Origin of the sequence: Enterococcus sp. DIV0240d (assembly GCF_051711245.1) — a bacterium.
In the GTDB taxonomy this organism is placed as follows: Bacteria; Bacillota; Bacilli; order Lactobacillales; family Enterococcaceae; genus Enterococcus_D; species Enterococcus_D casseliflavus.
Genome location: NZ_JBIOMG010000001.1, coordinates 1,827,632 through 1,850,570, shown reverse-complemented (window position 1 = coordinate 1,850,570; position 22,939 = coordinate 1,827,632). Strand labels below are relative to the sequence as shown.

Annotated in this window: 19 protein-coding genes; 4 read left to right on the top strand and 15 right to left on the bottom strand. The window is 42.0% G+C overall.

Features of this window, described 5'->3' with window-relative positions; all coding sequences use genetic code 11:
• Positions 1-2 precede the first annotated feature (2 nt).
• The 6 genes from gatB to IGJ25_RS08600 form a co-directional block, all read right to left on the bottom strand.
• Positions 3-1,433, bottom strand: a complete 1,431-nt coding sequence (gene gatB, locus IGJ25_RS08625) for an Asp-tRNA(Asn)/Glu-tRNA(Gln) amidotransferase subunit GatB (protein WP_005225979.1) — start codon at positions 1,431-1,433, stop codon at positions 3-5.
• Positions 1,430-2,902: an Asp-tRNA(Asn)/Glu-tRNA(Gln) amidotransferase subunit GatA gene (gene gatA, locus IGJ25_RS08620; protein ID WP_081117062.1), complete on the bottom strand. Its 1,473-nt coding sequence runs from the start codon at positions 2,900-2,902 to the stop codon at positions 1,430-1,432. Before gatA ends, gatB begins: the two co-directional genes overlap by 4 nt.
• Positions 2,902-3,207: an Asp-tRNA(Asn)/Glu-tRNA(Gln) amidotransferase subunit GatC gene (gene gatC, locus IGJ25_RS08615; protein WP_005225977.1), complete on the bottom strand. Its 306-nt coding sequence runs from the start codon at positions 3,205-3,207 to the stop codon at positions 2,902-2,904. Before gatC ends, gatA begins: the two co-directional genes overlap by 1 nt.
• Positions 3,208-3,422: 215 nt before the next feature.
• Entirely contained in the window at positions 3,423-5,453 is a 2,031-nt protein-coding gene (ligA, locus tag IGJ25_RS08610; protein ID WP_081117063.1) for an NAD-dependent DNA ligase LigA, read from the bottom strand.
• A 13-nt stretch (positions 5,454-5,466) separates the two neighbouring features.
• The gene (pcrA, locus tag IGJ25_RS08605; protein WP_005225975.1) at positions 5,467-7,710 is read right to left on the bottom strand and encodes a DNA helicase PcrA; all 2,244 of its coding nucleotides are present in this window, start codon (positions 7,708-7,710) and stop codon (positions 5,467-5,469) included.
• A 211-nt stretch (positions 7,711-7,921) separates the two neighbouring features.
• Positions 7,922-9,388 (bottom strand): alpha-amylase, encoded by a 1,467-nt coding sequence (locus IGJ25_RS08600; RefSeq protein ID WP_225000792.1) that lies wholly within the window; start codon positions 9,386-9,388, stop codon positions 7,922-7,924.
• 205 nt (positions 9,389-9,593) lie between these two features.
• Here IGJ25_RS08600 and IGJ25_RS08595 point away from each other — a divergent pair, with 205 nt between their 5' ends.
• Genes IGJ25_RS08595 through IGJ25_RS08585 form a run of 3 tightly spaced genes read left to right on the top strand, consistent with a single transcriptional unit; the run spans position 9,594 to position 13,202 of the window.
• On the top strand, positions 9,594-10,349 hold the full coding sequence (locus IGJ25_RS08595; protein WP_005225973.1) for a DeoR/GlpR family DNA-binding transcription regulator: 756 nt from the start codon (positions 9,594-9,596) through the stop codon (positions 10,347-10,349).
• Entirely contained in the window at positions 10,346-11,263 is a 918-nt protein-coding gene (pfkB, locus tag IGJ25_RS08590; protein WP_438779246.1) for a 1-phosphofructokinase, read from the top strand. Before IGJ25_RS08595 ends, pfkB begins: the two co-directional genes overlap by 4 nt.
• Positions 11,264-11,276: 13 nt before the next feature.
• On the top strand, positions 11,277-13,202 hold the full coding sequence (locus IGJ25_RS08585) for a PTS fructose transporter subunit IIABC (RefSeq protein ID WP_225000790.1): 1,926 nt from the start codon (positions 11,277-11,279) through the stop codon (positions 13,200-13,202).
• A 105-nt stretch (positions 13,203-13,307) separates the two neighbouring features.
• Here the strand turns inward: IGJ25_RS08585 and IGJ25_RS08580 are convergent, their stop codons facing one another.
• From IGJ25_RS08580 to IGJ25_RS08570, 3 genes are all read right to left on the bottom strand, one after another.
• Positions 13,308-14,183 (bottom strand): IS3 family transposase, encoded by an 876-nt coding sequence (locus tag IGJ25_RS08580; RefSeq protein ID WP_413118969.1) that lies wholly within the window; start codon positions 14,181-14,183, stop codon positions 13,308-13,310.
• On the bottom strand, positions 14,153-14,719 hold the full coding sequence (locus IGJ25_RS08575) for a helix-turn-helix domain-containing protein (protein ID WP_016249835.1): 567 nt from the start codon (positions 14,717-14,719) through the stop codon (positions 14,153-14,155). Before IGJ25_RS08575 ends, IGJ25_RS08580 begins: the two co-directional genes overlap by 31 nt.
• Before the next feature lie 72 nt (positions 14,720-14,791).
• On the bottom strand, positions 14,792-16,123 hold the full coding sequence (locus tag IGJ25_RS08570; protein WP_438779245.1) for a hypothetical protein: 1,332 nt from the start codon (positions 16,121-16,123) through the stop codon (positions 14,792-14,794).
• Between the two features lie 129 nt (positions 16,124-16,252).
• On the opposite strand from IGJ25_RS08570, the gene IGJ25_RS08565 reads away from it, so the two are divergent.
• Positions 16,253-16,429 (top strand): SPJ_0845 family protein, encoded by a 177-nt coding sequence (locus IGJ25_RS08565; protein ID WP_010748176.1) that lies wholly within the window; start codon positions 16,253-16,255, stop codon positions 16,427-16,429.
• A gap of 113 nt (positions 16,430-16,542) precedes the next feature.
• Here the strand turns inward: IGJ25_RS08565 and IGJ25_RS08560 are convergent, their stop codons facing one another.
• The 6 genes from IGJ25_RS08560 to IGJ25_RS08535 form a co-directional block, all read right to left on the bottom strand.
• A complete protein-coding gene (locus IGJ25_RS08560) occupies positions 16,543-17,424 on the bottom strand; it encodes a helix-turn-helix transcriptional regulator (protein WP_438779244.1) in 882 nt (293 codons plus the stop codon).
• 171 nt (positions 17,425-17,595) lie between these two features.
• Positions 17,596-18,180, bottom strand: coding sequence for a ribosome biogenesis GTP-binding protein YihA/YsxC (yihA, locus tag IGJ25_RS08555; protein WP_005225967.1), 585 nt, complete (start codon positions 18,178-18,180; stop codon positions 17,596-17,598).
• A gap of 69 nt (positions 18,181-18,249) precedes the next feature.
• Positions 18,250-19,494, bottom strand: coding sequence for an ATP-dependent Clp protease ATP-binding subunit ClpX (clpX, locus tag IGJ25_RS08550; RefSeq protein WP_010748174.1), 1,245 nt, complete (start codon positions 19,492-19,494; stop codon positions 18,250-18,252).
• Positions 19,495-19,720: 226 nt separating this feature from the next.
• Positions 19,721-21,004, bottom strand: a complete 1,284-nt coding sequence (gene tig, locus IGJ25_RS08545; protein WP_005225965.1) for a trigger factor — start codon at positions 21,002-21,004, stop codon at positions 19,721-19,723.
• A 119-nt stretch (positions 21,005-21,123) separates the two neighbouring features.
• On the bottom strand, positions 21,124-22,071 hold the full coding sequence (locus tag IGJ25_RS08540; RefSeq protein ID WP_413118964.1) for a hypothetical protein: 948 nt from the start codon (positions 22,069-22,071) through the stop codon (positions 21,124-21,126).
• A gap of 37 nt (positions 22,072-22,108) precedes the next feature.
• The gene (locus tag IGJ25_RS08535) at positions 22,109-22,939 is read right to left on the bottom strand and encodes an RDD family protein (RefSeq protein ID WP_208773496.1); all 831 of its coding nucleotides are present in this window, start codon (positions 22,937-22,939) and stop codon (positions 22,109-22,111) included.

Genomic DNA, 22,939 nt, shown 5'->3' with positions numbered 1-22,939 from the left:
TCTTATCGCTTTGCTAGTTCTTCTTGCAACAGCTTGTTCACAACGCCTGGATTCGCTTGTCCTTTGGTTGCTTTCATGATTTGACCAACTAAGAAACCGACTGCGCGGTCTTTTCCGTTTTTGAAGTCATCGACGGATTGTTGGTTATTATCTAATACTTCATTGATCATTGGTAGTAATTGCGCAGGATCTGATAATTGGATCAATCCTTTGGCTTTTACGACTTCTTCAGCGTCGCCGCCGTTTGTGATCAACTCTTTGAAGACTTTTTTCGCAATCTTCGAACTGATCGTGCCATCGGCGATCAAACGAATCATTCCCGCTAAATTGTCTGGGGTTAGTTTCGTTTCTGGCAGTTCCAATTTCTCGCTGTTCAGATACGCTGAAACTTCACCCATCAACCAGTTAGAAGCTTGTTTAGGATCAGCACCAGCATCGATGGTTTTTTCAAAGAAATCGGACATTTCTTTTGATAAAGTCAAGACCATTGCATCATATTCTGGTAAGCCCAATTCAGAGATGTAACGGGCACGACGTTTTTGCGGCATTTCTGGCAAGCTTTGACGTACACGTTCGATCCATTCATCATCGATCACAAACCGTGGGATATCTGGTTCTGGGAAGTAACGATAATCAGAAGAACCTTCTTTGACACGCATCAATAAGGTTTTGCTGGTTGCTTCATCAAAACGTCGAGTTTCTTGTTGGATCTCGCCTCCAGAAAGCAATACTTTGGCTTGGCGTTTTTCTTCAAATGCCAACCCTTTTTTCACGAAGGACATAGAGTTTAAGTTTTTCAGTTCTGTTTTTGTTCCGAATTGTTCTTGGCCGTAAGGTCGCAACGAAATATTCGCATCACAACGCATGGAACCTTCTTCCATCTTCACATCGGATACTTCTGTAAACAAGATGATTGAACGCAACGCTTCTAGATACGCATATGCTTCTTCTGGTGAACGCATATCCGCTTCGGAAACGATCTCGATCAAAGGGGTTCCTTGACGATTTAGATCAACATAAGAATAACCGCCTTTGCCGTGCATGTTTTTCCCAGCATCTTCTTCCAAATGAACTCGCTCGATGCGAATCTTTTTCTTTTTGCCTTCCACTTCGATCTCGATCCACCCATCATGACCGATCGGTTGATCGAATTGCGAAATTTGATACGCTTTTGGATTGTCGGGATAGAAATAGTTTTTGCGGTCGAAATGCGTTTCTTTTGAGATTTCACAATTCAGCGCAAGCGCAGCTTTCATCCCAAATTCGATAGCCGCTTTGTTCATTACTGGTAAAACACCTGGATAGCCCCAGTCGATCACATTCGTGTTGCTATTTGGTTCAGCGCCAAAGTGAGCAGGTGCTGGAGAAAAAATCTTTGATTCTGTTTTTAATTCTACGTGGACTTCAAGCCCAATGACTGTTTCGAAGTTCATGCCTTATCCCCTCCTAAAATCACTGGTTTTTTCGTGTGGAAATCAGTTGCTTGTTCAAAGGCATAAGCCGCTTTATACATGGTTGCTTCATCAAAATGTTTCCCAATGATCTGCAAGCCGACTGGCAGTCCTTCAGAAAAACCTGCTGGGATCGACATCCCTGGCAGTCCTGCTAAGTTCACAGGAATGGTTAAAATATCATTCAAGTACATGGTGATCGGATCATTGATGTTTTCTCCAATACCAAATGCTACCGTTGGGGAAGCTGGGCCAATGATCAAGTCGTATTGGCTGAAGACCTTATCGAAATCTTTTTTGATCAACGTCCGTACTTGACCGGCTTTTTTGAAGTAGGCATCGTAGTAGCCAGCACTTAGTGAAAACGTACCTAACATGATCCGGCGTTTTACTTCTTCCCCGAATCCTTCACTGCGAGAATTGACATAGACATCTTCTAGATTGCTGACATTTTCTGAACGGAAACCATAACGAATACCGTCAAAACGTTGCAAATTAGAACTTGCTTCAGAAGAAGCGATGATATAGTAAACGGCTACCCCGTATTTTGAGTGTGGCAAGCTGACTTCTTCCACAGTCGCTCCTAACGCACGGAAAGTGTCCGCTGCTTTTAAGATTGCTTCTCGAACGCCTGCTTGGATCCCTTCACCTAAGTATTCTTTTGGCAAAGCGACTTTCATACCTTTGATATCACCCGTCAAACCTGCTGTAAAATCAGGAACAGCAGCGCCTGCTGACGTACTATCTTTCGCATCAAACCCACTGATGGCATTTAATGCAAAGGCATTGTCTTTCACACCACGCGTCATCGGACCAATTTGATCTAAAGATGATGCAAACGCGATCAGACCAAAACGAGAAACCCGTCCGTAGGTTGGCTTCATCCCGACGATCCCATTGAAAGCTGCTGGTTGACGAATCGAACCACCCGTATCGCTACCTAATGATAGGGGAACTTGTCCAGCTGCAACGGCAGCTGCCGAGCCACCTGATGAACCACCAGGTACTTTTGTTTCGTCCCAAGCGTTTTTCGTTTTCTTAAAGAACGACGTTTCGGTACTTGCGCCCATGGCAAATTCATCCATATTTAACTTACCAACTGGAATCATGTCTGCTTGGTAAACTTTGTCCATAACGGTCGCATCGTAAATTGGATCAAAATTACCTAAGATTTTTGAAGCAGCTGTTGTCCGCAAATCTTTGGTAACGATGTTGTCTTTGATTCCGATTGGAATTCCCGCCAACACATTGCTTTCAGTGATGCCTTTTTGATCGATGGCTTGTGCCAATTCCTGCGCTTTTTCTTCATTCAACGCTAGAAACGCATCGACTTTCGGCTCTGTTTCTTTAATGCGAGCAAAGGTTTCGCTCGTTAAGTCTGTTGCAGTAATTTCCTTTGACACTAATAAGCTGTGTAATTCTTCTAAGCTTTTTTTATATAATTCAGTCATTAGGCACCCGCCTCCCCATTATCAATGATTGCAGGCACTTTGATAAAGCCTTCTTCGGATTCTGGAACATTTTTCATTAATTCATCACGGTCCCAGCCGCCGGTCGTTACATCTTCACGCATCACGTTAATCGTTTCTGCGACATTCGATGTGAATGGTACTCCTGTGGTGTCCACTTCTTCAAGTGTTTCAACCATATCAATAATTTTCCCTAGCTGAGAGGTAAACTCATGTAATTCATCGTCTGAGAATGAAAGTTTTGCTAGTTTGGCAACGTGTTTGACTTGTTCTTCGCTGATCGCCATAAAATCCTCCTCTTTCTCGTATCCGTAATCTACGTTTACGTTTTTCCAATGTATTGTATCATTTTTTTAACAAATCATGAAATAGAATTTGAAAATTATCAAATATAATTGTAAATAAAAGCAGAAATCATTTCTTTCCTCGTAGTGCAGGGAAGAAATGATTTCAATTAGACAAGAAAAAACAACTGCTTCTCGTCTGTGACAATGCTTAAAGGTTATTGATCTGCCGAATGACTGCCTTCGATCGCAGCCACCATTTGAGCTTCATCCCAAACGGTGACACCTAGGGATTGTGCTTTGGTCAGTTTGCTGCCTGCCTCTTCCCCAGCAACAACGATATCGGTCTTTTTCGATACACTCCCTGTTACCTTCCCACCGAGATTTTCAATTCGTTCCTTGGCTTCTTCACGAGTGAAGTGACTTAATTTTCCTGTTAAAACGACGGTTTTCTCTTTAAATGGTGATTCGACGTCTTCCAACTGTTCATTTCTAAGCCCCAAATAAGCAAAGTTGACACCCGCTCTTTCAAGTTCATCTAACAGGTCGTGAACTTCTTGATTGTCAAAATACGTGACGACACTTTCAGCAATCGTTGCGCCGATAGCTTCTAGCGAAATGATTTCTTCTTCCTTGGCTTTGCTGAGCGCCCGCAGATCACCGAAATGTTCTGCTAAAATCCGAGCCGCTTTCGCACCGACATGACGGATGCCTAGCCCAAAAATCAAACGTTCAACCGAATTTCCTTTACTTTGATGAATCGCCCGCAACAGGTTATTGGCTGATTTCTCTTTGATTTTATCAAGGGTCAACAATTGTTCTTCTGTTAAAAAGTACAAGTCGGCCACATCTTTAACTAAGGATTTATCGAACATTTGCTCTAAAACACGGGGCCCTAAACCGTCAATGTTCATAGCATTCCGTGAAACGAAATGGCTGAGTCCTTCTTTGATCTGTGCTGGACACTTTGGATTGATACAACGCAAGGCAACTTCTTCATCTAAATGGATCAGCTCACTCCCACATTCGGGACAATGTGTAGGCGATTCAAAGGGTTGACTTGCTTCTGTTCGTTTTTCTTCCAAGACTTTCGCAACCTCTGGAATAATGTCCCCCGCCTTATAGATGATGACCGAATCGCCAATGCGGATGTCTTTCATTTTAATGAAATCTACATTATGGAGACTGGCACGGCTGACCGTCGTTCCAGCAACACGAACAGGGGTCATAACAGCGGTCGGTGTCACAACACCCGTCCGTCCCACGGTCCATTCGATCGTTTCGATCACTGTTTCCGCTTCTTCCGGTGGAAACTTATATGCTGCCGCCCATCGGGGTGCTTTTACGGTAAAGCCTAGCGCATCTTGATCTTTGAAATTATTGACTTTGATGACTACGCCGTCAATCTCATAGGGAAGCTCACTGCGCTTGTCATGAAACTCTTCGATATATGCCCAAACCTCATCGATGGTGTGACACACTCTGCGTTCGTGATTTGTACGAAAGCCTAATTGATCCAGTTCATTCAATGCTGAAAATTGATCATTGGCTTCAATTGGTCCAAAGTCAGCTAGTGTGTACAAGAAGGTGCTTAAGTTTCTTTGGGCTGCGATCCGTGTGTCTAATTGTCGCAAGCTTCCAGCCGCTGCGTTTCTAGGATTGGCAAAAACTTCCGCCCCTTCTTCTTCTCGCTGTTGATTCAATTTCAAAAACGAAGCCTTTGGCATATAGCATTCGCCACGAACTTCCAACGAGATCGGTTCTTTTAATTTCAGTGGAATCGATTTGACGGTCTTTAGGTTTTCTGTAATGTTTTCACCTACCGTACCATCTCCTCGAGTTGCTCCCCGAACAAAGCGCCCTTCTTCATATTTCAAGGAAATTGACAATCCATCGATCTTTAACTCGCAGACATAATCTACCGCTTTCCCCAGTGCTTTTTGAACACGGGCATCAAAAGCCACGATTCCTTCTTTGTCAAAGACATCGTTCAGGCTATACAGCGGAATATCATGCGTGACCTTTTCAAAGCCAGGTAAAATGATACCGCCTACTCGTTGGGTGGGTGAGTCTTCGGTTACTAGCTGCGGATAATTGGTTTCAATTTCAACCAGTTCTGCATATAGCTGATCATAGAGATAATCTTCCACGGAAGGCTGATCTTTTACATAGTATTCGTAAGCATACTGATTTAATTGTGTGCGCAGCTCTTCTGCTCGTGATTGGATTTCTTTTGAAGGGACATCCATCCTAATATCCTCCTTATTTTTCAACTTTTTCAATCGGCGCAAAGGCCGCCAACAATCGTTTGACGCCTTGTTGTGGGAACGCCACATCTAATTCAACATCTTGCGCGCTGCCAGTCGTCCGAACGACGGTACCGATTCCCCATTTTTTATGTTGAACTTTCTCGCCTACTTGCCAAGTATTACCAGCTGCAGAAGTCTGTTGTTTAGAAGCGACGGTCGTTTGACGCGGTTGTGTATAGCTCGGTTTGAACACTTTTGGTTGAAACGGTGCAGCAGCTTTCGGCTGTGAACGCTCGCCTAATGATTGCAGCAGATCTTGTTCGATCTCTTCGATAAACCGAGACGGACGATTGTATTGGGTCCGACCGTATAATGTTCTGGAAAAAGCGTTGGTCATAAAGAGCTCTTCCTCGGCACGAGTGATTCCCACGTAAGCAAGGCGCCGTTCTTCTTCGAGCTCGCTTTCTTCCATTAAGGCACGAGAAAGCGGGAAGATATTTTCTTCCAACCCAATCAAAAATACCACTGGAAACTCTAGGCCTTTTGCAGCATGCAAGGTCATCAAAGTCACTTGACTACTTTCTTCTTCATAACTATCGACGTCTGACAATAAAGCTAAGTCATTTAAGAAAACACTCAACTTCTCATCTGGCGCATCTGCATCGTCTTCGTTTTGCGCCTCAAATCGTTTGTCGAATTCTTGGGTAACCGATAAAAATTCTTCCAAGTTTTCAAGTCTAGCTTGTGCTTCTAAATTATTCTGGTTGACTAACTCTTGACGATAACCCGTTTTTTCTAATATTTCTTTCGTCAGTTCGGTTACTGATAGGTAAGGAACCATCTGGGCGAAGCCATCCATCATCATCCCAAAGCTCCCTAATTCTTTGCCAGCCTTTCCAGAAATATTCGCTAACTCGACGTTCATGGCTGCTTCTAACAATGACCATTCATGAAGATTCGCAAACGCTCGTAGTTTCTCGACGGATGTCGCACCGATCCCACGTTTTGGTACATTGATGATACGCTCTAAGCTGATGGAATCTCGCGGATTGGCGATCGCCGATAAATAGGCCAAAATATCACGGATTTCTTTGCGGTCATAGAATTTTCTGCCGCCGACCATCGTATAAGGAACGTTGGCTTTTAAAAGCATTTCTTCAATGATCCGTGACTGGGCATTGGTCCGATACAATATCGCAAAATCACCGAATTTACGGTTCTTTTCTGCAATTTGTTTTTGCATTTCACTGACGATAAATCGCGCTTCATCTCGTTCACTATCCCCGCGATAATAAGTGATCTTTTCCCCATCATGATTTTCTGTCCACAGATTTTTATCTGGACGGTTGCGGTTATTTTTGATTACTTGGTTTGCCGCATTTAAAATCGTTTGCGTTGAACGATAGTTTTGCTCTAACAAAATCGTTGCGGCATCTGGATAGTCCTTTTCAAAGTCTAAAATATTTTGCATGTTGGCACCACGCCAACCGTAAATACTTTGGTCCGCATCCCCAACAACACAAAGATTTCGAAAACGAGCGGCCAATAAATTGACCAGCGTGTATTGGGCGTGGTTGGTATCTTGGTATTCGTCGACATGGATATAGTGGAATTTCCGTTGATAAAATTGCAGCGCATCTTCATTGTCTTGGAAGAGGCGGATCGTATTCATGATTAAATCATCGAAGTCCATGCATTGATTGTTTCGCAGCTCTTTTTGATATTTTTCATAGCAACGACCTACGATCTGCTCAAATAGACTACCTTCCATGGCTTGGTAAGCTTCAGGTGTCAACAGCTCGTTCTTGGCATGAGAGATCGTTCCCAAAATAGAACGAGGATCATATTTTTTGGGATCGATATTCAATTCTTTTAATACCCGTTTCATCAGTGTATTTTGCTCAGAAGAGTCAATGATGGTAAAATTCTTCGAATAGCCGATACGATCAACATCCCTGCGCAAGATTCTGACACACATCGAGTGGAAGGTTGAAACCCAAACGTCTTCTCCACCTGATCCTAATAGTTGACTGACCCGTTCCTTCATTTCACGTGCCGCTTTATTCGTAAATGTGATGGCTAAAATATTCCATGGATTTACATTTTTTTCTTCTATTAAATAGGCGATTCGGTGGGTTAGGACACGGGTCTTCCCGCTTCCTGCACCTGCCATCAGCAGCAACGGTCCTTCCGTATGCATAACGGCTTCTTTTTGCCGTGGGTTCATGCGTTCAAGTAATTCACTTTTGGATGACATGATTTTAAACATCCTTTCTTTCTCAATCTTCTCAATTATAGCATTATCCGGGAAAGGGGAAAACCGAACGCTTTGAAAACTTTTAATTAAAAGCGCTTTGATTTTTTCCCTTACGATTCATGCGATTTTTCAAGAGAAAGCAGGCTTGGTTTGTTTACATAATAAAAAGGCTGTAAACCTACCAGCCTTTTTATTCGTTTGAAGATTTTGGTTAACTAAAGTACTTCTCTACTAGTTTTTCATTTACATAAATCGAGACTTGCCCATCATTGACCGGGAAAACACCTTTTCCGGTATCATCTAAAACAACTTTCGCTTCATTGTTTCTCAATATATCCACGAATGTCTCTCCACCATGGATCGCACTGATAGTCATTTCTTTTTCCGCTCCTTGGGCATTGGTCATCACGACCGCTAATCCAGAAAGCTCATGTTCATAATCGCCAGTTAATACCCAGCCAATGCAATTAGGATCATCGAAATAATCGACTTGATTCCCGAATGCAAGCTTCTCCCGAAGTTTCAGCATATGGACCAGCGCATCCCCGACAGGGGCGATTTCTTGCGCGGGAATCCCAAATAAATCCCCCCAGAAAACTACTGGTACGCCAGCTTTACGTAAAAGGATCAATGAATAGGCATGGACTTTGAACCATCCGTCTATCCAAGATTGTAAACTTTGCCCAACCTGCGTGTCATGATTATCCACAAAAGTCACTGCATAATCTTCGCGAGCGGCGGTCAACGTACCTGCAAAAATTTGGCTCATATCGTATTCGCCATTTGAGTGAGATGCTTCATATAAATTGTAGTGCAATGGCACATCAAATAAATAAATCAAATTTCCTGAAGAATCTAAATACTCTTCTAATTTTGGCAGCTCCCCTGACCAATATTCTCCGACAACAAATAGTGGTTTGCCTTTTTCCTCGCGTCGGTTTAAGATCCAATCCGCGTAATAGTTGAACTCAATGTGTTTGACCGCATCTAGTCGATACCCGTCAACGCCGGTCAGTTCTTGGTACCATTGGCCCCATTTATTGAGTTGTTCCACTGTTTCGGGATTTTCCATGTCCAAATCACAACCCATTAAGTAGTCGTAATTGCCCATCTCATCATCCACTTGGTTTTCCCAGCCCTTGTCAGCGAAGTTAAAAATCCCGTGGTCTTTGTTGCGGTCATCATAATCGACACCAGAAAAATTATGCCACGTCCAAACGTAATCATTGTACGTCCCCTGACGTCCTGGGAATGTGAACTTGGTCCAAGCTTCGATTTCTTCCTCATCACTGATCGGTTCATTACGGTTTTCGGTATTGTATTTAACCGCTGGAACGACTTCTTTTTCATCGGCACCAATCAAGTGATTGAAAACGATGTCGGCATAAACCTCTATTCCTTGTTCTTGCAGTGCTTTGATGGCTTCTAGGTATTCAACCTTTGTCCCATATTTTGTTGGCACCGACCCCTTTTGATCGAATTCGCCTAGATCATAATAATCATAGACACCATACCCAACGTCTTCGGACCCAGCTGTCCCTTTATAGGCAGGCGGCAGCCAAATTGCGGTAAATCCATACTCTTTGATTTCTTTACTCATTTCTTTCAATTTGTTCCAGTGCTGGCTATCTGCCGGCAGGTCCCATTCGAACCCTTGTAAAATGACTTTGTTATTCATTTATTTATCCCCCCTTACTTCAATTAAGCCAAATAATAGTAAAAATTGTCAAATATAAGAATAGCTATTAAATCAAAATGAAGGTTATCATGACCGTTTATGACCGATTCCGTTTATTCACGCTTTCATTTTGAATGCTTTTTACTGTTTATGATTGATTTTGAACGAATCATGTGGTATCATGGCAAGTGAAGAGGTGATGAAAATGCTTACAGAGGAGCGTCATCAAGCGATTTTGGCACGATTGGAACAAGAAGAGATCGTCAAGGTCAGTGAACTGATTCAACTGTTAGATGCTTCAGAATCAACGATCCGTCGAGACCTGCAAGAGTTGGAAGACAAAGGATTTTTAGTCAGAATTCACGGTGGAGCCAAGAAAAGTCAGCAATTAGGCTTCGAACCAAACATGTCAGAAAAAACGGCGAAGTTTCAAACGGAAAAGCAAAAGATAGCAAGAGCAGCTGCCCAGACGATCAAAAATGGTGAAGTCATTTACTTAGATGCTGGCACAACGACCCTCGAAATGATTCCTTTCCTATCGGCTATCACAGGCCTTAAGGTGGTCACAAACTCCGTCAAACACGCTTCCCTATTGATCGATCATGGGATCGACACCATGATTTTAGGGGGGACCATTAAGATATCGACGAACGCTGTGTTAGGGATCAATGCTGGTGAGCAACTGCGAAAACTACGCTTTAATCGTTGCTTTATGGGCATGAACGGGGCTCATTCTGAGGCTGGATTCACAACACCTGATCCTGAAGAAGCCCTGATCAAGCAGATCGCTTTAGAGCACAGTCAACAAGCCTATGTCTTGCTAGACCATTCCAAATTTCAGCAAACGACTTTTGCTCAAGTTGCCTTTATCGAAGGTGCGACGATCATCACCGATTATTGCCCAAAAAACTATTTAGCGAAATTCAGAGCAAAAACAACCATTATGGAGGTAATACAATGATTTACACAGTAACACTCAATCCTTCGATCGACTTTATCGTCCATGTCGATCATTTGGAAATCGGCGCCCTTAATCGAATGAAACAAGACTTTAAACTACCTGGCGGCAAAGGAATCAATGTCTCACGGATTTTAAAACGCATCGGCATCGCCTCGACTGCCCTTGGTTTCGTTGGCGGATTTACTGGTTGTTTTATTGAAGAGTGGCTGACCAAAGAGGAAATCAACAGCAACTTTACCCAAGTCGCTGCGGACACACGAATCAATATCAAACTAAAATCCGGCGAAGAAACAGAAATCAACGGTCTTGGTCCAGTCATTCGCCAGCAAGAAATTGCTGAATTGAAACACCAATTAGCCACTCTTTCTGCCGAAGACATCGTCATCCTATCAGGAAGTAAACCAGCTGGTCTTCCAACCGACTTTTATAAAGAATTGATCAAAATCGTTAAAGAAGCGGGTGCGGAATTTGTCATTGATACGACCGGCGCGGAACTTTTTGACGCTTTATCCGATCAGCCTTTGCTGATCAAACCAAATAATCATGAATTAGCCGAACTTTATGAAACTTCTTTTTCAACAATCGAAGATATTTTGCCTTATGGTCAAAGAATGCTAAAGGATGGCGCTAAAAATGTCATTGTCTCTCTAGGCGGCGATGGCGCCCTGCTCTTTACTGGCAATGAGATCTATCGATCCAATGTGTTGAAACGACCTTTGAAAAATTCAGTTGGCGCTGGAGATTCCATGATTGCTGGATTCATTGGGCATTATGCAAAGACCAAAGATGTGGTTGAAGCATTCAAATGGGGAGTCGCTTGTGGCAGTGCCACTGCGTTTTCAGATGATTTAGCTGAGGCGTCATTTATCGAAGAATTACTACCGGAAGTCATAATTGAAAAAGTGAATCTATAGGAGGATGGAAAAAATGAAAATCAATGAGTTGATGCTGAAAGATGCCATGATCATGGACTTACAAGCAACAGACAAAAAAGGTGCCATTGATGAAATGGTAGCAAAATTATATGCTGTCGGACGAATTTCAGATATCGAGGTCTACAAAGAAGGAATTCTTGCCCGAGAAGCTCAAACATCAACAGGGCTAGGTGACGGCATCGCAATGCCTCATGCCAAAAACAGTGCGGTCAAAGAAGCGACGGTCTTATTCGCAAAAAGTAATGCGGGTGTTGACTATGAGGCGTTAGATGGACAACCAACGTACCTCTTCTTTATGATCGCAGCACCAGAAGGAGCAAATGATACTCATTTACAAGCATTAGCAGCGCTATCTCGCTTGTTGATCGATCCAGACTTCGTTGCTAAATTAAAAACAGCGACGACTGCTGATCAAGTACAGCAACTTTTCTCAGAAGCTGAGGCACAGCAAGAAGCCGATGCTTTAGCAGAAGAAGCGGCAAACCAAGAAGCAGCACTTGCTAGCGAACGTCCCTATATCGTCGCAGTTACAGCTTGCCCGACAGGAATCGCCCATACCTACATGGCAGAAGATGCTTTGAAAAAGAAAGCCAAAGAGCTGGGTGTTGACATCAAAGTCGAAACAAATGGTTCAGAAGGAATCAAAAATCGTCTAACAGAAGCTGATATCGCCCGAGCTACTGGTGTAATCGTAGCTGCTGATAAAAAAGTAGAAATGGATCGCTTTGACGGCAAACATTTAGTAAACCGTCCTGTCAGTGATGGTATCCGTAAAACCGAGCAATTAATCAATGAAGCAATGAGCGGTACTGCTCCTGTTTTTCATGGTAGCGGCCAAGCTTCTGATAAAGAGGACGCTTCTGCTGATGGTTCAGTCGGTCAACGAATCTATAAAGATTTGATGAATGGTGTTTCTCATATGCTGCCATTTGTTATTGCCGGTGGAATCATGATCGCTATTTCCTTCATGGTGGACCAGTTCATGGGTGTCCCTCAAGATGCCTTGAGTCAATTAGGAAACTACAACCAAGCAGCTTCTTGGTTCAATCAAATCGGTAGCGCGGCATTTGGTTTTATGCTACCTGTCTTAGCTGGATTTATCGCTTCAAGTATCAGTGACCGACCTGGATTGATCGTCGGTTTTGCAGCAGGTGCGTTAGCAAATACAGGTGGTGCTGGTTTCTTAGGTGCCTTGATCGGCGGTTTCTTAGCTGGTTACGTCATCAAGTTCTTACGTTCATTATTCAAAGGCTTACCAAAATCATTAGAAGGAATCAAAACGATCCTCTTCTACCCTGTTTTCGGCCTATTGATCACTGGCTTCTTGATGTTACTGATCAACGTGCCAATGAAAGCTATCAACGACGGCTTGAACAGCTTCTTGACTGGCTTAAGTGGTACCAACGCAGCTTTACTTGGCGCTTTGTTAGCAGCGATGATGGCAGCCGATCTAGGCGGCCCAATCAACAAAGCCGCTTATGTTTTCGGTACTGCAACATTGGCAACGACCGTTGCTGAAGGTGGTAGCGTCGTAATGGCATCTGTAATGGCGGGCGGAATGGTTCCTCCATTAGCAATCTTTGTCGCAACGTTATTGTTCAAAAATAAATTTACAAAAGACCAAAAAGAAGCAGGTTTGACAAATATCGTCATGGGGCTGTCCTTCGTCACAGAAGGTGCGATTCCATTTGCAGCAGCAGATCCACTGCGAGCGATCCCAAGCTTTATCGTCGGTTCTGCCCTGACTGGTGCACTTGTCGGTGCCTTTGATATCCAATTGATGGCGCCACATGGTGGGATCTTCGTTGTCCTATTATTATCTAAACCAATTTTGTTCTTGCTATTCATCTTGATCGGTGCGATCGTTTCTGGCGTCGTATTCGGTTTGTTGAAAAAAGCGCCTGAGCAAACAGCTTAATTGAAAAGACCCACAAGATCCTCGTGATCTTTGTAGTGACCCCAAAAAGTTAGACTTTTATGGAGTGGAGAAATCCACTCCTTTTTTGTACGATAAGATTAACTGTTAGACAGCTGTTTTTACAGCTTCTCGAAACTGAACCGGACTTCGCCAATTTAATTTCTTTTTGATGCGTTTATGGTTGTAATAATAGATATATTGGTCAATTTTTGTTTTCAATTCATCTAAACTCCGATAGACTTCTCCATGAAAAATCTCTTGCTTTAATAAACCAAAGAAGTTTTCCATAGGTGAGTTATCTAAACAATTCCCTTTACGAGACATACTCTGGAAGATTTTATGCTGCTTCAATTTATTCTTATAAGCATTCATTTGATAGGCCCATCCTTGATCTGAATGGAAGGTTCTACGAAATGGACAATCATTTGTCATCTGGATTGCTTCTTCTAATCCTTCCATTATGGCTAGTGCGTTTGGTTTTTCAGAAATCCGATAAGATAGAATTTCACTATTGTAGAAATCCATGAAAGGATCTAAATACAGCTTTTTCTGACGAACGACACCTGCGGTGTCTACTTCATAATACTTAAACTCTGTGGTATCAGTTGTAATTTTTTGGTGACAGATATTTGTATAAAACCGACGATGAATACGATTTTTGGCGACAGTACCAACCTTCCCACGATAAGAATTGTACCGTCGAGATTTTCGAGTGTAAGACTTTACTTCGATACCTAGTTTTTTTATCAGACGTTGAATCTTCTTTTTATTGACATGAATCCCTTGATTCTCTAATTCTTTTTTTAGTCGCAGACAGCCATAGTCTTTATGCTCTTTGCGAATTTCAAGCATTTTTTCTTCAATTTCTTGGTCTGGGTTTGGTCTGTCAAACCGTTTCTGCCAATACATATAGGTTGCTTTAGGAAATTTCAATGTTTCAAGAAGCTCAACTAGTTTGAATGATCCTCGGAGGCTGGCGATGATTCGTGCGATTGATTCTTGCGTCTTTGCTGGGCTTCCTGTTTTCGCAGCTTCCTCAACTCTTTTAAAAAGGCATTCTCAATTTGAAGGGATCGGACTTGCTTTTCTAATGCCTTGATACGATCGCGTTCTTCAGTTGTTGTATTTTCTTTTTTGTTTTCTTTTTTTCTAGTCAAAGTAAGTGGTCGCCCTTTCTCTTTTGAGAGCCCCTCAATACCTGCTTCTCTGAAATTACGCATCCAATTGGCAATAAGCGCAGGGTTGTTCATTTCTAAAGTGCTAGCAACTTCTCGATAGGACATCTCACTTGTTTGATATAACTCTAGCGCATTTAACTTAAATTGAACAGAATATTTCTGATTTTGATGCTTTCTCAATAGACCTTCCTCTCCGTATTCACGATAGGCATTCACCCAATTACTTACTTGAGACTTGCTTGAAATACCGTATTTGTTGGCAAGATACCGATATCCGCCCACGCCACTAAGATATTCTTTAACGATTTTTAGTTTTAATTCAAAAGGATATTTTGCCATACAAATAACGACCCCCAAAAGTTAGATTTTTTTGGTCTAACTTTTGGGGGTCGCTTCACTTGCGGGTCTTTTTCATTCTTGATTGGTAAAAAGCTGCTGCTCGACTAGCTTTTGGGTGTTCATAAAATACACTCGTAGTTTTTTCCCATCCTTCTTTAGATTGACCCATGTATATTTGCGCGTGCGGTGCAGATAGCCAAAATGAACATCAGGCATGGCCGCTTTCAAAGCATCTAGCGGTAAGTGCTTCAAAGCAGTCTCCGGCAAATAAAATTGCAGGCAAGCAGTATAGTCTTTAAAACGATCCTCTGAATATTCAATCTCAAGATGGCTACGAATATAGAATGAATAAGCCTCTACTCCATCGTCTATCGTTAGTTCTGGCTTTAATACGATATAATCCATCATGCGCAACCGCTCTTGATCCACCCAAGGAAAATACGCTTGGGCATTCAAATACCCTTTCACTCTCCGCTCTTGATACTCTTCGTTCACGAGGTCGAAGCTTCTGGTGACAAAATGTGTCGCGCTTCGTTTTGTTGTTGGCTGCAGTCGATCATTTTGGTATTGGATGGTTTGGATCAAGTGATCGCCAAAGGCATATTCAATATATGGTTCTCTCAAAATACCGACCCCGTTATCCCAAGTCAATTGATCGATTCCAGTTTGATCGCGAAACAATCGCTGGTAGGATAGATTCAATTCGTGATCCCACTGGAAAGGATCTCGATACAATTCCACCATCACAACCCCTTGGTCTCTTACCTGCACTTGCTCCACCTGCTGCGCATCAGTAATGATCACCTGAGGAATGATATGCGCGTAGAATGCCGAAAAGTACATGCGCCAGCAAGAAGTCAGTGTATAGCCATTGTAAAAGACGTCGTAACCAGAAAACTGATTGCAGTCGATGACGATTTCTTGTTCAAAGTTTTTCCGCTTCGGTAACGCGTTGATTTCAGCAATCGATTGAAAATTTTGCCTTTTCTCGATTCCCTCGACGTTATGCATCAAGTACTCATCATATGAACGCAAATAGCCGAACAAGCCATCTCTTTGCATCGTTTCATCGAAGTAACTTAAAATCACGGGTTTTTGCGTGGAAAATACGTCTTTCGTAAACAGGTGCCGTTGTAAAACAGCCTCTTGAATGATATGGATACTGGACTCATTTTGGCCGTCCGTCACAATCAATTCCGTATTGATTTTTTCAGGGGCGCTATGCAGTAGTTGACTGACCTCATCCAAATCATAAGGTTTCTTTGCTTGCTGATTGTAGTAGTATTCCGTCGGCTGATAGCTAAGACGAACCAAAGCGAACCAATTTTCAATAAACAAACGCAACTGTGCTGCTTCCATTTGGGTTGATTGTAGAAAGCCATAGATTTTTTCAGTTTTGATCATCGCTACCCCTCTTTTCTATCCCCTTTCTTTAATTATAGTAAAGGGGGAAACGATTGAACACTATTTCGCTTTTTTTTGATGAAATCTACCACCGTTCGTGGTAAACTTAAGGCGCTTGGAGGTGAACCTATGGGCTTAAAATTCCAACGAGAAGACTCGCTAGATAAAATGTTTGATGATTTTGCCTTTCTTCCCGATAACGACAAAGACAAGAAAAAGCAGGAAAACGATATTGAGCGTTTCTTGAAAAACGAATCTGATGAAAAGAAAAAAACACAACCTAAAGATAGTAAGAAAGCAGACTAATAAAAAAGGCAAAGGACGCGTCAGTCCCTTGCCTTTTTTTACTTGTCGAAATAGAAAATGAGCCACTGAAGCTACATAAGTTCAACGATCAGAATCATCATCTAGAGGTTTTCTTATAGCTCTTCATACAACATGCTTTGACGTAATCGCACCAAGCCAATGGTCAACAAGCAAAGAATAAAAAAGATGGTTGCTAAGATCGTCATCACGAAGATCACCACAAAAATCGGTGAGCTTGTAAAACGAATCATTGGTTCAAAGATAGTTGTTTTAATCAAGTCAGGGATCTCAGAGACTAAGAGTTGTTGAATCGCTTGGTTAAAATCTTCCGTTGATGAATTTGCGGGCAAAACAGCCATAAAACTCCCTACACCATAATTTGCGACCCCAATCCAAGCAATTGCGACGTTTGCTAGAGCGAGCCAGCCAACGCCAAGATTACCGACAACGATCGAACCGATCGCAAGATTGCCAATCCCAACTAATAAGCCAAAGCAGAGATTCCCTATTGCAATGACACCGATACTGACTGTCCCAATTTCCAACATTCCGAAGGACAATAAGCCAATCGATAAAAAGCCTAAACTGACAACCCCCAAAGCAATAATCCCTTTGGCTTTGACACCAAGGCTAAACCAGCCGCTGGCAGTTGGTAACTCTTTCATCAGCACAAAAAACGCTCGAACACTCGTCACTTGATTCAGTAATAAGAATAAATTGGGAATCAAAATGTGCATCAACGGAAGCCGCAGAACCGTCCGTTCACTTTTGTATTCATAATAGTAGGTTTCTTTTTTTTCTTTTAATAGCTCTTCCACTGGTGTGCCTAATAAATCGGCTAGACGGACCAATGTCTCGATGTCTGGCAACCCATTTCCTCGTTCCCATTTTGAAATGGCCTTATCAGAAACAAATAACCTCGCAGCTAATTCCTTCTGTGTTAAATTATGTCTTGATCGATACTCTTTTAATTTTTTACTTAATGATTCATGCATTCGACCACACCTCCTTGTTACAAGTTTAACAAATAACAAGGAGATTTTCGCTAAAATGGAGCATATTCAGCACTCTACGCTGCGTAGAATAGCTTAAATCAGCTGATTTCCACTGTAAAATGAGAAAAACCGAAGCAAAGGACTTTCTTGCTTCGGTTTCCTAAATGATAATTATTTTATTGCTGCTTCAATCGCTTTCCACGCTTCTTCTTTTCCTTGTTTGGTAATGGAAGAAAAGAGGATAAACGTATCTGCTGGATCAAAGGATAATGCTTTTTTGATCATGCTTTCGTGCTTGTTCCATTTCCCACGAGGGATTTTGTCTGCTTTGGTGGCGACCACGATCACTGGAATCTCGTAGTATTTCAAAAACTCATACATTTGAATATCTTCTTGTGAGGGGGCATGACGCAAATCAACAAGAGATACGACTGCACGCAGTTGCTCTCTTTGTTCAAGATATGTCTCAATCATTTTCCCCCATTTCGCTCGCTCTGTTTTCGATACTTTTGCATAGCCGTAGCCGGGGACATCGACAAAATGCAGCGTATTTTCAATCAAATAAAAGTTCAGCGTTTGCGTCTTCCCAGGTTTTGATGAGGTACGGGCTAAATTTTTACGATTGATCAATGTATTGATGAAGGATGACTTTCCGACATTTGAGCGGCCTGCTAAGGCAATCTCCGGTAAAGGTGTAGCTGGATATTGTGCTGGAGAAACGGCACTGATGACGATTTCAGCATCATGTACTTTCATCGAATCGCTCCTTTCTATTTTTTCAAAAAGAAAGCCGGATAGCAATGAAACTATCCGACTTGGTCTCGATTAGACTGCTTTTTTTGTCTCTTCATTGTAAATGATTTTTGGTTCACCAAGTCCTTTTGCCGCTTCTTCCGTGATGGTGACTTTTTGGATCGACTCATCAGAAGGGACATTGAACATGACATCCATCATGATATTCTCGATGATCGAACGCAACCCACGAGCACCGGTATTTCGCTCAATGGCTTGCGCAGCAATGGCACGCAAAGCCTCTGGCTCAAATTCCAGCTCGGTGTCATCTAATGCCATTAACTTTTGGTATTGTTTGACCAGCGCATTTTTTGGTTCAGTCAAAATATGCACTAAATCATCTACTGTTAATTTCTCTAGCGCAGCCATCACTGGCAAGCGGCCAATAAATTCAGGAATCAAACCGAATTTAAGCAAGTCTTCAGGAATGATTTGCTGCATCACGCTTTCGCCTTCTTCAAGGCGCTTATTGTTCGTGCCAAAACCAATTGTTTTTTCACCTAAACGGTTTTTAACGATGGTTTCGATTCCGTCAAACGCCCCGCCAACGATAAAGAGAATATTGGTGGTATCAATTTGGATCATCTCTTGATGTGGATGTTTCCGTCCACCTTGTGGCGGTACACTAGCAGTCGTTCCTTCTAGGATCTTCAGCAATGCTTGCTGTACGCCTTCACCGGATACGTCACGAGTAATCGATACATTTTCACTCTTACGGGCGATTTTATCGATCTCATCAATATAGATGATTCCTTTTTCTGCCATTTCTACGTTATAATCAGCAGCTTGTAACAGTTTCAAAAGAATGTTTTCCACATCTTCACCGACATAGCCGGCTTCTGTCAAACTGGTTGCATCAGCGATTGCAAAAGGCACGTTTAGTGAACGTGCTAACGTTTGTGCCAAAAATGTTTTCCCAGAACCTGTTGGTCCGATCAAGCAAATATTGCTTTTTTGTAATTCTACATCTTCTGCTGTCGTTTCTACATTGACCCGTTTGTAGTGATTGTAAACCGCTACAGCCAATGTCCGTTTCGCACGATCTTGTCCAATCACATATTCATTGAGAACATTCAGTAGTTCTTGCGGTTTCGGCACTTCGGTAAATTCACGAATTGCTTCTTCGTAAAACTCTTCATCAATGATTTCTTTACACAAATCGATGCATTCATTACAGATATAGACCCCAGGACCTGCAACGATCTTTTTCACCTCTTCTTGCGTTTTGCCACAAAAAGAACAACGAACAGCTTCATTACCGTTTGTATTATCGTACATACTGTTCACCCCTTGAAAATTTTCCAACCTATTTAAAGGAGTGGAATTTTGTTTACTAACTTTGCAGTCTTAAACAATCATATCATAACTTTTTTGAAAGAAAAAGTTCTTTTTACGTTGCCTAACGTTTTCTTATCATTTGTTAGTAATTGTTAAACTAGCCCCTCTTACTCCCAAGAAAAAACGGCAAACACCGCTAGATGTTCGCCGTTTTTAAGCATTTTGCTTACGCTTCTTTTGCAGTACCTGTGACAAGTTCAACTGCTTTCTTCATCGTGATATCATGTTTCAACATGTCTTCTGTTAAGACGCGTTTGATTTGATCCACTGGCATGTTGTAAGCTTCAGAAAGTTCTTTGATTTCGTTTTCGATATCTTCTTCTGTTGCTTCCAAACCTTCTGCTTTAGCGATTGCTTCAATAACAAGGTTTGTTTTCACGCGGGTTTCTGCTTCACCTTCAAATTGTGTGTGCAGATCTGCTTCAGTTGAACCAGTTAATTGATAATACATTTCTGGTGAGATTCCTTGACGTTGCATGTTGTTCAAGAATTCATCCATTGAACGGTGTACTTCATCATGAACCATTGAATGTGGTAATTCAACGATTTCTGCGTTTTCAACTGCTTGACGGATCGCAGCTTCATCTTTTGCATCTTCAGCTGCTTTTTCTTTTGTTTCAGTCAATTCAGCACGGTATTTTTCTTTTAATTCAGCTAATGATTCAACGCTGTCATCAACGTCTTTTGCGAATTCATCATCTAATTCAGGAAGTTCTTTTGCTTTTACTTCGTGAACAGTTACTTTGAAGACTGCTTCTTTACCAGCTAAATCTTCTGCTTGATAATCTTCTGGGAAAGTAACGGTAACGTCTTTGCTATCACCAGCTTTTGTTCCTACTAATTGTTCTTCAAAACCAGGGATGAATGAGTTTGAGCCAAGTTCAAGTGAGTAGTTTTCACCTTTGCCGCCTTCAAATGTTTCTTCCCCTAAGAAGCCTTCAAAGTCGATAACGACTGTGTCGCCATTTTCAGCTGCTTCGTCTTCTTTGATAACTAATTCAGCTTGTGCTTCTTGTTCACGTTTGATGCGTGCATCCACGTCTTCTTCTGTTACTTCACGGTCTTGTTTTTCAACTGTTAATTCTTTGTAATCACCAAGTTTTACTTCAGGTTTTACAGTAACTTCTGCTTTGATAACCCAATCTTGGCCTTTTTCCATGCTGTCAACGTCGATTTTTGGTTGCGCAACAGGATCGATCCCTGCTTCTTTTACAGCAGCTTCATAAGCTTCTGGAAGAACAGCGTTCAATGCATCTTCATACAACGCTTCTTCGCCGTACATACGGTTAAATACTTGGCGTGAAACTTTCCCTTTACGGAAGCCAGGTACGTTAAGATTGCCTTTCACTTTATTGAATGCAGTCGTCAAGCCTTTTTGGATTTCTGCTTGAGCGATCGTAAATGTCAAAACACCATCATTGGTGCCTGTTTTTTCCCATTTTGCAGTCATTTATTTCCCTCCGAATATTAATTGATTTACATATGAAATAGCTTCATGCATACCTTTAAATAGTACACTAACGTTGTTTAATTGTAAACATTTTACCATGAAAGTTGCGAATTTTTCTTTCAGCGAATGCTCAATCGTAGGATATTGCGTAGGTGTCGTTTGCGTTCTTCTATTTCATTCGCTGCTTTTGGCTGTTCTTTTTCTTCAAATAACCCACGATAATCTTCAATGTAGCTTGCCACCCATGCTTTTGCCTCCTCTTTTGCAGGTAAAAATGGGTAGCTGATGGCTAAATGATCATTGATTTCTGCTGAGATGCTTTCTGCTAAAATCGGATCTTCTTGGGCGATCGTTTCGTCAATCTCTTTCTGGATCGCTTTAACAGCGGCATCTTCTTGCAAAAGTTTTAACTCTTTCGGAACGATTTGCTGCATATTCCCAAGGTAATCAATCAGTTCAAAAGGTTCGTCCACTTCAAGACGCACGAGCTCATCCACTAATTTGGGCAGCAAATATGGATTTTTGATGGAAGCTAACGTTTCATGCATCAGCGTGACAAATTGTGGTTTGGTAATGGCTTGGGTAAAAACGTGCCATTCTGTTGCACTCACCGGTTGATTGGCTTCATCTAATGCACGTAAATGCTTGCGTTTCCCATGAAAATCTTCCAGCCCTAAAATTTGCTGCACTTCTTCTACCTTTGCTAATTCACTTGCTAACTGTTCCTGATAGCGGCTTGCAATTTTTGTTTTTTTACCTAATGTAAGCCAGCGCCGAGCTTTTAAATACTGACCATCCAAGATCAGCAGATGACCAATTTGTAAATACCCGTCGGTTTCTTTTAGATAATCATCCAAATAGTCTTCCGCCAGATCTAACGCTTTGGCAAAATCATTCAACTGCTGCAGACATTCAACAAGCCATTGATTGATCTCAAAACTGACATTTTTTTGATAGAGTTCATTGTACAGGCGAAAAGCTTGCAAAAACTCCTTTGACTGGTAGGCTTTTTCTGCCGCCAGCCGAAGCCGTTCATTTGGTCCTGGGAAATCAATCGTCTCACCCATTCTCGATCCCTCCTTTACTACTTGCTTGATCTGCTAGTTAGTTTTGTGCGCCAATCATTACGTGATTGGCATCCACCTGTTTATTGAAAGCTTTGATCAGATTAATGGTCACCACACTGGTTTCTGCAAAATAATCCGCAGCCTGCTGCTTATTTTTATTAAAGACGATTGGTAAATAACCGAGATAAAAGAAAAGATTGAATTGTAATACGTAGCGTCCGCATAGCTCGCGAATCAACACAGTTTGCCAGCTGAGTTCTTCCTCTACAAAAGAAACCACTCGAATGCCAAAAAGCATTTTTCCAATCGTTTGACCATGATTTAGCTTTGTCATTAGAACAAAATAGCCTAGATAGATTGCTAAGGCACAGATGTTGTAAAGGCCAAACCGCTGATTGGTTGCCGTTAAATTCGCTAGATTGTAGATACTACCGATCGTTATTTGGGTAATCGCTCGGATCACCAACACATCAACGAGATAAGCAAAGAAACGAATCCAAAACCCAGCAAAAAAGTAGCTAGGAAAATCATTGAAGAACCGTTTGTCTTCTGCCTGTTTTTCAGGTTCTTCATACCGTTGCCAGGCTTGTTGTTTTTCCTCGATCTCGCTTTGGGTATACTCTTCTTCCCTAAAAGACGTCAAGACTTGTTGGTAAAAATCATCGGGATGATTTACTTGTGTGTTCCTCATCGCTTTGTTGGCAGTTACTGGTTCGGTTGTTTCTGAAACCTGCGCTTCAGTTTGCACATCCGTATGATTGGTTGACGGTGTCGAGGTTTCCCGCTGTTCCCTTTGATCGATTGACGAACTTGTGTGATTGTCATCCCTTGACGATGTGCCAGCGGAATACTTGTTTTTCTCTGTCAT

Coding starts and splice junctions, on each gene's coding strand:
- ligA (WP_081117063.1), bottom strand. CDS start 5,453: ATGGATGTCCCTTCAAAAGAAATCCAATCACGAGCAGAAGAGCTGCGC.
- gatC (WP_005225977.1), bottom strand. CDS start 3,207: ATGGCGATCAGCGAAGAACAAGTCAAACACGTTGCCAAACTAGCAAAA.
- IGJ25_RS08600 (WP_225000792.1), bottom strand. CDS start 9,388: ATGAATAACAAAGTCATTTTACAAGGGTTCGAATGGGACCTGCCGGCA.
- IGJ25_RS08570 (WP_438779245.1), bottom strand. CDS start 16,123: ATGATCAAAACTGAAAAAATCTATGGCTTTCTACAATCAACCCAAATG.
- tig (WP_005225965.1), bottom strand. CDS start 21,004: ATGACTGCAAAATGGGAAAAAACAGGCACCAATGATGGTGTTTTGACA.
- IGJ25_RS08565 (WP_010748176.1), top strand. CDS start 16,253: ATGGGCTTAAAATTCCAACGAGAAGACTCGCTAGATAAAATGTTTGAT.
- IGJ25_RS08540 (WP_413118964.1), bottom strand. CDS start 22,071: ATGGGTGAGACGATTGATTTCCCAGGACCAAATGAACGGCTTCGGCTG.
- clpX (WP_010748174.1), bottom strand. CDS start 19,494: ATGTACGATAATACAAACGGTAATGAAGCTGTTCGTTGTTCTTTTTGT.
- pfkB (WP_438779246.1), top strand. CDS start 10,346: ATGATTTACACAGTAACACTCAATCCTTCGATCGACTTTATCGTCCAT.
- IGJ25_RS08585 (WP_225000790.1), top strand. CDS start 11,277: ATGAAAATCAATGAGTTGATGCTGAAAGATGCCATGATCATGGACTTA.
- IGJ25_RS08535 (WP_208773496.1), bottom strand. CDS start 22,939: ATGACAGAGAAAAACAAGTATTCCGCTGGCACATCGTCAAGGGATGAC.
- gatB (WP_005225979.1), bottom strand. CDS start 1,433: ATGAACTTCGAAACAGTCATTGGGCTTGAAGTCCACGTAGAATTAAAA.
- pcrA (WP_005225975.1), bottom strand. CDS start 7,710: ATGTCATCCAAAAGTGAATTACTTGAACGCATGAACCCACGGCAAAAA.
- yihA (WP_005225967.1), bottom strand. CDS start 18,180: ATGAAAGTACATGATGCTGAAATCGTCATCAGTGCCGTTTCTCCAGCA.
- IGJ25_RS08575 (WP_016249835.1), bottom strand. CDS start 14,719: ATGGCAAAATATCCTTTTGAATTAAAACTAAAAATCGTTAAAGAATAT.
- IGJ25_RS08595 (WP_005225973.1), top strand. CDS start 9,594: ATGCTTACAGAGGAGCGTCATCAAGCGATTTTGGCACGATTGGAACAA.
- gatA (WP_081117062.1), bottom strand. CDS start 2,902: ATGACTGAATTATATAAAAAAAGCTTAGAAGAATTACACAGCTTATTA.
- IGJ25_RS08560 (WP_438779244.1), bottom strand. CDS start 17,424: ATGCATGAATCATTAAGTAAAAAATTAAAAGAGTATCGATCAAGACAT.